This window comes from Actinosynnema sp. NPDC050801 (genome assembly GCF_040673975.1).
Taxonomy (GTDB): domain Bacteria; phylum Actinomycetota; class Actinomycetes; order Mycobacteriales; family Pseudonocardiaceae; genus Actinosynnema.
The window spans coordinates 1-9,623 of sequence record NZ_JBFAQZ010000050.1; the positions used below are offsets into that span (position 1 = coordinate 1).

Here is a 9,623-nt window from a genome sequence, read left to right on the forward strand (position 1 = left end):
AGGGCGGGACGCTTTTCCCCGCCGTGCCTGCCCGGCTTTGGCCTGCCTGGGGTGCCCGTAAGGGCCCCATGTCAAATCGAGCCGGACCCGAGCGCCGAACCCACACGTCCCGAACGTAGAACTCACACGTCCCGAACGTAGAACTCTCGGGACCTGAACGTTCGACTCGCGGGTCCTGAACGTTCGACTCGCCCGTCCTGAACGTTCGACTCGCCCGTTCTGAACGTAGGACACGCGCGTTCTGAGCGTAGGACACGCGCGTTCGGAAGGTAGGACACGCCGCGTGGTCAGGCTCTGATCTCGTTGAGGTAGTTGTAGATCGTGTACCGGGTCACGCCGAGCACGCCCGCGAGGTAGTCGACCGAGTCGCGGATGAGGAACAGCCCCGCCTCGTCCAACACCCGCACCACCTGGGACTTGTGCGACTTCTTCATCAGCTCCACCGGCACCCCGACAGCGGTCACGGCACGTTCGACCAGCAACCGTTGCAGGGTGTCGACATCGCCGGGGAACGCCTCAACCGCCGACACCACCGCCGCCACCCTCGCCTCCCCCACGTCCGACCCCGCCGACACCACCCCCGCCACGGCATCCGGCCGGCGGTTGGGCCCGGGCTCGCTGTTCACGCACAAACACCCGACCGCCACACCCTCGGCATCACGCAGGAACACCGTGGACGAGTGGAGCACCCGACCGTCCGGCGCGTAGGTCTCGTATCCCGCCAGGTCCTGGGTCGTACCCCGACGGACCAGCCCGAGCAGCAGGTCGGTCATCGGGCCGCCGACCTTGCGCCCGGTGAGGTCACCCGCGATCGCGATGATCGAGTTCGGCAGGGCGCCGAGATCGTGCAACACCACCTCGGTACCGGACCCCAACGCCGCCGCCAGGCTGTTCACCGTCGGCACCAGCGCCGCGAGCACCTCGGACGTCACCGCCGACCCCGCCTCGGACGTCACCCCAGGCCCCACCGAAGGCCCCGCCGACGACCCCGCCCCCGACGCAACCCCCGGCACCAACCTCGCCGCCTCGACGGCAACCGGCTTGCGGACCTCCTTCAACGCGTCCGCGAACCGCGCAACCGTCCCAGCCGTGGTCGAGGCGTGCGGCGAGAGTCGGACGTGCTCCGGCCGCACGGTCGCCGTCACCCCCGCCTCCACCAACGCCGCGCCGACCACCGAGGGCGAGCGGTCGGGCAACGTGAACGCGAGGATGCCCGCGCGACGGTCCGACGCCGAGACGACCTCGCCGCCGGCCGCGCGGATCACGTCGACCAGCTCGTCGGACCGTGCCACGACCCGCGTCTGGACGGCCTCGACCCCGGCCAGCTCGACCAGCTCCAACGCCGCCGCCAACGCACCCGACGCGATCGGGCTGAGGTTGGTGATCGACCAGCCCGCCGCCCCTTCCCCGACGGGGTGGATGCCGTGGTCGAACAACCCCGGGTCCTCGGCGCCCGTCCACCCCGACAGCACCGGGTCCAGCCGATCCAGCGCCCGGTCCGACAGCACCATGAACCCAGTCGACCAGCCTGCCCGCAACCACTTCTGGCCGCCGACCACCAGCACGTCGGCCACCTCCCACGGCTCGTCCACCACACCGAAGCCCTGGATGCCGTCCACGACCAGCAGCCGGTCGCCGACCACCTCGCGCAACGCCGCCAGGTCCGCCCGGTACCCGGTGCGGAAGTCGACCGCGCTCACCGAGAGCGCCACCGTCTCCGGCGTCAACGCCGCCCGCACCACGTCGGCCGTCACCGGACCGGCCGGCAACCACGACACGTCGACGGACGGCGACCGCGCCCACGGGTAGGTGTTGGCCGGGAACTCCCCCGACGACACCAGCACCTCGCCGGTCACGCCCAGCGCCGCCTGGAACAGGCCGGTGCTGGTGTTCGGCAGCAGCGTCACGTGGTCGGTGTCGCCGCGGCACAGCCGGGCGACCGCCGCCTTGGCCCGCAGCTCCTGCCGCATCAGGTCGTCCACCGTGGACGGCCCGGCCGACACCGCCGCCTCCACCAGCCGCGTGGAGGTGTCCACCACCGCGAAGGACGGCGGTCCGAACCGGGCGAAGTCCAGGTACCCCTCCGGTTCGTGGAACTGGACGAGGTAGGACGACGGGATGCGCATGACCACCTAGAGCACCTTCGCGATGAACTGCTGCGTGCGTTGCCGCTGCGGATTGTCCAGCACCTGCTCCGGCGGCCCGGCCTCGACCACCGCGCCGTCCACCATGAACACCACCGAGTCGGCCACCTGCCGGGCGAACCCGACCTCGTGGGTGACCACGACCATCGTCATGCCCTCGCGGGCCAGGTCGACCATCACGTCCAGCACCTCGCCGACCAGCTCGGGGTCCAGCGCCGAGGTCGGCTCGTCGAACAGCATGAGCTTGGGCCGCATCGCCAGCGCCCGCGCGATCGCCACCCGTTGCTGCTGCCCGCCGGAGAGCTGGTGCGGGTACGAGCCGGCCTTGTCCGCCAACCCCACCCGGTCCAGCAACGCCCGTGCCTCCTCCAGCGCCGCCTTCCGCGAGGTCCGCAGCACGTGCACCGGGCCTTCGGCGACGTTCTCCACCGCCGTGCGGTGCGGGAACAGGTTGAACCGCTGGAACACCATGCCGATGCCGCGCCGCTGCCGCGCCACCTCCCGCTCGCGCAGCTCGAACAGCTTCCCGCCGCGCGAGGTGAACCCGACGGCCTGGCCGTCGACCCAGATCCGGCCGGCGTCGATCGTCTCCAGGTGGTTCACGCAGCGCAGGAACGTCGACTTGCCCGCGCCGGACGGCCCGAGCAGGCACACCACCTGGCCGGCGTCCACGGTGAGGTCCACACCGCGCAACACCTCGACCGGGCCGAACGACTTGCGCACGCCCACCGCCCGCACGAGTGTCACCGGGCCACCCCCTTGCCGTAGTAGCGCTCCAGGAAGTGCTGACCGACGCTCGCGACGCTGACCACGACCATGTACCACGCGGCGGCGGCCAGCAGCGTCTCCATGATCTGCAGGTTGCGCGAGGCGATGTTGTTGGCCGCGTGGATCAGCTCCAGGAACCCGATGACCGACGCCATGGACGTGCCCTTGAGCATGTTGATGAAGTTGTTGCCGGTCGGCGGGATGATCACCCGCATGGCCTGCGGCAGCACGACCCGGCGCAACGTGGTCGCGGGCGTCATGCCGATGGCCTTGGCGGCCTCGACCTGGCCGTGGTCCACGCTGTTCAGCCCGGCCCGCACGATCTCCGCCATGTACGCGCTCTCGTTGAGCCCCAACCCGAGCAGCGCCGCGACGAACGCGGTCACCAGCACGTTGGTCTTCTCCTCGAACAGCCCCGGGATGGAGATGTTCTCGAACACCAGCGCCAGGTTGAACCACAGCAGGATCTGCAGCAGCACCGGCAGGCCGCGGAACAGCCACACGTACCCGGCGGCGAACCAGCGGGCGACCGGGTTGGCCGAGCGGCGCAGCAGCGCGATCAGCACGCCGGGCACGATCGCGCCCGCCTGCGCCGCCACCGCCAGCACGACCGTGTTGACCAGGCCGCGCAGCATGATGTCGTGGGTGAAGAAGCCGGGCACGGCCGCGTAGTCGATCTTCGCGCCGGCCAGCGCCCAGCCCAGCGCGCCCAGGACCACCAGGATCACGGCCCCGCCGACCCACCGCCCCCAGTGCCGCAGCGGGACTACGACCAGGTCTTCGGTGTCCCCGGCCGCTGGTGGTCGACCACCGGCCCCTGGTGGTCGACCACCGACCACTGACGGTCGACCACCGGCCGCTGACGCGTCACCGGCCGTCGGCGAGCGGTCACCGGCCATTGACGGTCGCCTTGGTCACCGCGCCCTGCTCGACGTCCCAGGCTTCGAGGAGCTTGCCGTAGGTGCCGTCGTCGATCAGCGCCTGCAACGCGTCCCGCAGCGCCGCGGTCAGCTCCGGGGTGTTCTTGTTGACGCCGATGCCGTACGGGCCGCCGTTGATCGGGGCCAGGTCCACGACCTCGAAGAACCCGCCGTCACCCGCGGTCTTGGCCACGTAGACGGCGGTGGGCAGGTCGTTGAGGATCGCCGCCACCCGGCCCGTGCGCAGCTGGTTCTGGTTCTGCGTGTCGCTGTCGGTGGCGGTCACCTCGATCGGCTCGCCGGACAAGCACTGGAACTCCTTGGCGTAGGTCTCCTGGCTGGAGCCCAGGTTCACCGCGACGGACTTGCCGCAGAGGTCGTCGGGGCTCTTGATGCCCGCCGGGTTGCCCTTCTGCACCATGATCGTGATGCCGGAGGTGAAGTAGTCGACGAAGTCGATCGCCTGCTGCCGTTCCGGGGTGTCGTTCATCGCGGCCATGGTCACGTCGATCCGGCCCGCCTGCAGGCTCGTGATGAGCGAGCCGAACGCCATGTCCTGGTGCTCGACGGTCAGCCCGAGCTTCGCCGCGACCGCCTTGACCAGGTCGACCTCGGAGCCGACCGGGGTCTTGCCGTCGGCGGCGTAGAAGTTGTTCGGCGGGTTCTGGATGTTCGAGCCGACCCGCAACTTGCCCGCCTGGGTGACGGCGGCAGGCAGGGTCGCGGCCAGGGCGTCGTCCTTGGTGACCGCCTCCACGATGGCCGCGGTCGCCGGCAGGTCGTCGGCGGGGCCCGCCGGTGGGTCCTCGCCCGGTGAACCGCACGCCACCAGCGCGAACAGGGACAGGGCGAGGGCTGCGGTCCTGCGCACGGGACACCTCCTGCTTTCGAGTGAACCGAAAACTACAACGTTCTGTTGAAGACGTCCACATGCCGTTGAAGGAGGGTCGCGGGGAATTGTCGGCGCGCGGCGATCGTTGGTCGGGGTACAAGGGGGCGCGACCCCATGTCCACAGCGAGGAGGACCTATGGCCACCGTGGAGCTGACCGCGGAGAACTTCGACGAGGTTGTCGGCGGCTCCGAGATGGTCCTGGTCGACTTCTGGGCGGACTGGTGCGGTCCGTGCCACCAGTTCGCGCCGACCTACGAGAAGTCCGCCGAGAAGCACGACGACATCGTGTTCGGCAAGGTCGACACCGAGGCGCAGCAGCAGTTGGCCGCGGCGTTCCAGATCCGGTCGATCCCGACCCTGATGATCGTGCGCGACGGCGTCGTGCTCTACGCGCAGCCGGGCGCACTGCCGGAGTCGGCGCTGGAGGACCTGATCGAGCAGGCCCGCAAGGTCGACATGGACGAGGTGCGCAAGCAGGTCTCCGAACAGCAGGCCTGACCCCCGGCCGGGGTCGAGCCACCCCCGACCCCGCCGGGCCGTCGAGCCACCCCCGACCCGCAGGGCCGGGGTCAGTCCATCGCCGCCGTGTCGCGGGGCGGGGCCACCGGGTCCCGCTCCTCGGGCTGCCCGGCCTCGATCCGCCTGCCCCGCTCCAGCTCCGCGTCCAGTTCCGCGCCGAGCAGCAGGGCCAGGTTCGAGATCCACAGCCACACCAGGAAGATGATCACACCGGCCAGTGAGCCGTAGGTCTTGTTGTAGGACCCGAAGTTCGCCACGTAGAACGCGAAGCCCAGCGACGCGGCGACCCACACGACCACGGTCAGCAGCCCGCCCGGCGTGATCCACAGGAAGCTCGGCTGCCGCACGTTCGGCGACGCCCAGAACAGCAGCCCGATCGCCAGGCTCGCGAGCACGAACAGCACCGGCCACTTGGCGACGTCCCAGACGGTGACGAACGTCGAGCCGAGCCCGAGCACCTCGCCCAGCCACTCGGCCACCCCTCCGGTGAGCGTCACACCCAGCGCGGTCAGCGCCAGCAGCAGGACCACGCCGATCGTCAGGCCCAACCGCAGCGGGATGACCTTCCAGAACGGTCGACCCTCCTCGACGTCGTAGATCGAGTTGGCCGCGCGCATGAACGCGCCCACGTACCCGGAGGCCGACCAGAGCGCGGTGACCAGGCCGACGATCGCGAGCAGCCCGCTGGCCTGCGACTTCTGCAGGTTTTCGATCGCGCCCGCGATGGTGTCCTTCGCCTCGCCCGGGCCGAGCGCGTCCAGGCTGTCCACAATGGACTTGGTCGCGTCCGGGCCGAGCAGCCCGAGCAGGGCGGTCAGCAGCAGCAGGCCGGGGAACAGCGACAGCACCGCGTAGTAGGTGAGGGCAGCCGCCCAGTCGGTGAGGTTGTCGTCGCCGAACTCCTTGACCGTCCGCTTGAGCACGCCCCACCAGGAGCGCTTGGGCAGTTGGGTGGGTGCCTCCGGTGCGTGCGCCATGGGCGACGGGTTTCCCCCGAACACCGTGCGTACACCCACGGGTTTTCGGGTAGTCGGAGGGCGAGTGGAGAGAGGAGACGGCCATGAGTCACGTCGCCGCCACCCGCGCGGCTGATCGGAACGCCGATCGGGTCACGGACCGCAGCGCCGATCGGGTCACGGGCCGCGGCGCCGAGCGCGAACCGTCCACTGCGGAGCTGGTGAACAGGTTGTCCGAACAGGTGACCAGGCTGGCCCGGGACGAGATGCGGTTGGCCGTCGCCGAGATGCGCTCGAAGGGCAAGCGCGTCGGCACGGGCGCCGGACTGCTCGGCGGTGCGGGCGTGCTGGCCTGGTTCGGCCTGATGACGGTGCTGGCGGGGCTGGTGCTGCTGCTGGCCACCGCCATGCCGGCGTGGATCGCGGCGTTCGTCGTCGCGGTGGCCGTGTTCGTCATCGCGAGCGTGCTCGCGCTGGTCGGCCGCAAGCAGATCGAACGCGGCACCCCACCGGTGCCGGAAGAGGCCATTGCGGGTGTCAAGCAGGACATCGCCACCGTGAGCGAGAGGGCACACCGATGAGCGGCAAGAACGTTCCGCAGGATCCGGACGAGCTGCGCGCCGATGTCGAGCAGACCCGGCGCGAGCTCGGTGACACGGTGGAAGCGCTGGTGCACAAGACGGACGTGCCCGGACGCGTGAAGAACAAGGCGCACGAGGGAGTGGAACAGGTGAAGGAGACCGCTACGCGGGCCAACGCGGCGGTGGCGGCGGCGGCCGGCAAGACCAGCGCCAAGGTCGGCCAGGCCGCCGACAAGGCCGCTGACAAGGCGGGCGAGCAGGCCGGCAAGGCGGGCGCGGCGGTCGGCGCGGCCGGTGCGGCGGTCGGTGAGAAGGCGGCCGTGATCGGCGAGAAGGCCGGCGCCGCGGCGACCCAGGTCGGCCAGAAGGCGAGCGAGGTCGCGACCCAGGTGAGCCACAAGGCGAGCGAGGCGGCGACGCAGGTGAGCCACAAGGCCGGTGAGGTGGCCGAGCAGGTCGGGCACAAGGCGGGCGAGGTCGCGGAGCAGGTCGGCACGAAGGCCACGCAGGTCGTCGGGTCGTTGCCGCCGCCCGTGCAGCAGCGCGTCGAGCAGGGCGTTCGGCAGGCGCGCAAGCACCCGGCCGCGGTCTGGGCCGGTGCCGCGGCGGTCGTGCTCGTGCTGTGGAAGCTCCTGCGGAGGGGGCGGTGAACGTGAACAAGCTCCTCTACCGCCCGCTCGGCATGCTGTTCGGCGTGCTCGGCGGTCTCGCCGCCAGCGCGTTGTTCGGCCAGGTGTGGAAGCTGATCACCGGCACGAAGGAAGCACCCACCCCCACCCAGAAGGACCGGGGCTGGGGTGAGGTGCTGCTGGCGGCGTCCGTCCAGGGCGCGATCTTCGGGGTGGTGAAGGCCGCGATCGACCGCGGCGGCGCGACCGGTTACGACAAGCTCACCGGCGAGTGGCCCGGTGACACGAACAAGTACGACGGCGACTGACGCCGCCGTACTCCTGGAAGTCCGTCGTTCCCCCGGGCGAGCCGCCCTCCTGGACCAGCCGGTCTAGGACGGCGGCTCGTCCTGTGGTTCGTCCTGTCGCACCCGCCGCTCGCCCTCGTCGAGGAACTGCTCCGGGTCCACGTCGAGGTCGGGCGGCTCCGGCGTGCCCGGCGAGTGCGGCGGGTCGGGGTTGATGTGCTGATCCGGGTCGTTCGGGTCGCCTTCGATCGGCTGTTCGTCCATGTGGTCGAGATACCCACGTGCCGGCGTTCAGAACCTCGGGGTCCGCTTCTCCAGGAACGCCGCCACGCCCTCCGCGTACTCGGCGCTGTGCACGGCCTCGTCGTACAGCAGGCGCACGGCGTCGTCCTCGTCGTGCTGCCCCTCGGTGATCCGGTTGACGATCTGCTTCGCACCCCGGACGCTGACCTGCGCGCGGGCGGCGATGGTCTCCGACAGCTGCTTGACCCGGGCTTCCAGCGCGTCGGCGGGGTGCACCTCGTTGACCAGGCCGATGCGCAGCGCGGTGGCGGCGTCGATGATCTCGCCGCTGAACAGGATCTGCTTGGCCCACGCCGGACCGACCACGTCGACCAACTGCTTGGTGGACGTGAGGTTGTAGACGATGCCGAGCTTGGCGGGCGTGATGCCGAACCGGGCGTCGGCGGCCGCCACCCGCAGGTCGCAGGCCAGCGCGATCTCGCAGCCGCCGCCGATGCAGAAACCGGTGATGGCGGCGATGGTGGGCTTGCCGAGCGTGGCGATGGCGCGTTCGCCGTTGTGCACGGCCTCGCCGTACCGGGCCGCGCCGTCCGCGCCCTTGCGCAGGGTGGAGAACTCGCTGATGTCCGCACCCGCCGAGAAGTGCTCGCCACCGCGGACCACGAGCACGCGCACCGCGTCGTCGTCCCGCACCTCGGCCAGCAGGCCGGGCAGGGCGGACCACATGTCGTAGCTCATCGCGTTGCGCTTGGCCGGGCGGTCGATGGTCAACGTCGCCACCGGGCCTGCGGTGTCGAGCCTCAGCGTCATCACCGGAGGGTAAAGCCTGGCCGGCCGTCGCCGGGAGTGAGCGCCCTCACGATCAGGTGAGCAGCCAGAAGGCCGCGCCGCCCACCGCCGCGCCGAAGGTCGTGCCCACGACGACCTGCGCTTTCGTGTGATGGCCGAGCGCGACGCGTGACCAGGCCACGAGTGCGACCAGAGGTGCGGCGAGCAGGACCCACGGGCCGTAGGTGATGGTGAGGATCGCCACCGCGCCGGCCGCCACGGCCGCGTGGAAGGAGACCTTCCAGCCGCGGGCGCCGTTCACGGGCAGGGCGAACGTCACCGCGAGGCACAGCAGGAGGCTGAGGAACATCGACAGCGCCAGCGCCACCATCGCCCGCGGCGCGGCGCCGAGCACCAGTGCGGCGATGCCCAGGCCGAGCGAGGCCACGCACACCAGCAGCGGCACCAGCCGTCCCTCGCGGTTGGTGACGTGGTGACCGTCCCACCGCCCCTGCCGCGCGCCGCGCACGACCACCGCCATCGGGATCACCGACCCGGTCAACCCGACGACCGCACCCCACAGCAGGCTCTCCGCGACGTTCCCGGTCGCTCGCCACGCCACCAGCAACGGCAGCCCCAGCACCAACACCCACGGCGCCAACACCTCGGTCACCGCTCGGGCCACCGACACCCCCACCACCCGCGCACTCACCCGCCCACCCTAAACCGCAACCACCAAACCGTCATCCACACCCGTCTCCCCCGACCCCGCGCGAGTCGAACCTCCAGAACGCGCGTGTCCTACGTTCAGCGTCACGCGTGTCCTACGTTCGCGTACCCCGAGTTCAACGCTCAGAACAGTCGATATAGTCGCGGGCCTCGGGGTTGGTGCTGTCGTAGAACGCCACCTGCGCC

General features: G+C 70.8%; 12 protein-coding genes. 4 read left to right on the forward strand and 8 right to left on the reverse strand.

What is annotated here, in order from left to right; genetic code table 11:
* Window positions 1-287: 287 nt before the first annotated feature.
* The 4 genes from AB0K14_RS40675 to AB0K14_RS40690 form a co-directional block, all read right to left on the reverse strand.
* Window positions 288-2,126, reverse strand: a complete 1,839-nt coding sequence (locus AB0K14_RS40675; protein WP_360466506.1) for an aminotransferase class V-fold PLP-dependent enzyme — start codon at window positions 2,124-2,126, stop codon at window positions 288-290.
* 6 nt (window positions 2,127-2,132) lie between these two features.
* A complete protein-coding gene (locus AB0K14_RS40680) occupies window positions 2,133-2,891 on the reverse strand; it encodes an amino acid ABC transporter ATP-binding protein (protein WP_360466481.1) in 759 nt (252 codons plus the stop codon).
* Window positions 2,888-3,640 carry an amino acid ABC transporter permease gene (locus AB0K14_RS40685; protein ID WP_360466484.1) on the reverse strand — a complete coding sequence of 251 codons (753 nt, stop codon included), beginning with the start codon at window positions 3,638-3,640 and terminating at the stop codon, window positions 2,888-2,890. Before AB0K14_RS40685 ends, AB0K14_RS40680 begins: the two co-directional genes overlap by 4 nt.
* A 160-nt stretch (window positions 3,641-3,800) precedes the next feature.
* A complete protein-coding gene (locus AB0K14_RS40690) occupies window positions 3,801-4,664 on the reverse strand; it encodes an ABC transporter substrate-binding protein (protein WP_360466508.1) in 864 nt (287 codons plus the stop codon).
* Window positions 4,665-4,860: 196 nt separating this feature from the next.
* Here AB0K14_RS40690 and trxA point away from each other — a divergent pair, with 196 nt between their 5' ends.
* Window positions 4,861-5,223 (forward strand): thioredoxin, encoded by a 363-nt coding sequence (gene trxA / locus AB0K14_RS40695; RefSeq protein WP_360466486.1) that lies wholly within the window; start codon window positions 4,861-4,863, stop codon window positions 5,221-5,223.
* A gap of 71 nt (window positions 5,224-5,294) precedes the next feature.
* Here trxA and AB0K14_RS40700 read toward each other — a convergent pair whose 3' ends face one another.
* Window positions 5,295-6,221 carry a YihY/virulence factor BrkB family protein gene (locus AB0K14_RS40700; protein WP_360466489.1) on the reverse strand — a complete coding sequence of 309 codons (927 nt, stop codon included), beginning with the start codon at window positions 6,219-6,221 and terminating at the stop codon, window positions 5,295-5,297.
* An 83-nt stretch (window positions 6,222-6,304) separates the two neighbouring features.
* Between AB0K14_RS40700 and AB0K14_RS40705 the strand changes: the two genes are divergently transcribed.
* The 3 genes from AB0K14_RS40705 to AB0K14_RS40715 are packed head-to-tail and all read left to right on the forward strand — an operon-like array spanning window position 6,305 to window position 7,718.
* A complete protein-coding gene (locus AB0K14_RS40705) occupies window positions 6,305-6,781 on the forward strand; it encodes a phage holin family protein (protein ID WP_360466492.1) in 477 nt (158 codons plus the stop codon).
* Window positions 6,778-7,431, forward strand: coding sequence for a DUF3618 domain-containing protein (locus AB0K14_RS40710; protein ID WP_360466495.1), 654 nt, complete (start codon window positions 6,778-6,780; stop codon window positions 7,429-7,431). Before AB0K14_RS40705 ends, AB0K14_RS40710 begins: the two co-directional genes overlap by 4 nt.
* Window positions 7,432-7,433: 2 nt before the next feature.
* On the forward strand, window positions 7,434-7,718 hold the full coding sequence (locus AB0K14_RS40715; protein ID WP_360466511.1) for a DUF4235 domain-containing protein: 285 nt from the start codon (window positions 7,434-7,436) through the stop codon (window positions 7,716-7,718).
* 63 nt (window positions 7,719-7,781) lie between these two features.
* Here AB0K14_RS40715 and AB0K14_RS40720 read toward each other — a convergent pair whose 3' ends face one another.
* From AB0K14_RS40720 to AB0K14_RS40730, 3 genes are read right to left on the reverse strand one after another with little or no spacing between them, the layout of a single operon-like run.
* The gene (locus AB0K14_RS40720; RefSeq protein WP_360466498.1) at window positions 7,782-7,961 is read right to left on the reverse strand and encodes a hypothetical protein; all 180 of its coding nucleotides are present in this window, start codon (window positions 7,959-7,961) and stop codon (window positions 7,782-7,784) included.
* A 27-nt stretch (window positions 7,962-7,988) separates the two neighbouring features.
* Window positions 7,989-8,750, reverse strand: coding sequence for an enoyl-CoA hydratase-related protein (locus AB0K14_RS40725; protein ID WP_360466500.1), 762 nt, complete (start codon window positions 8,748-8,750; stop codon window positions 7,989-7,991).
* 52 nt (window positions 8,751-8,802) lie between these two features.
* Window positions 8,803-9,420, reverse strand: a complete 618-nt coding sequence (locus tag AB0K14_RS40730; RefSeq protein ID WP_360466503.1) for a hypothetical protein — start codon at window positions 9,418-9,420, stop codon at window positions 8,803-8,805.
* Window positions 9,421-9,623 lie beyond the last annotated feature (203 nt).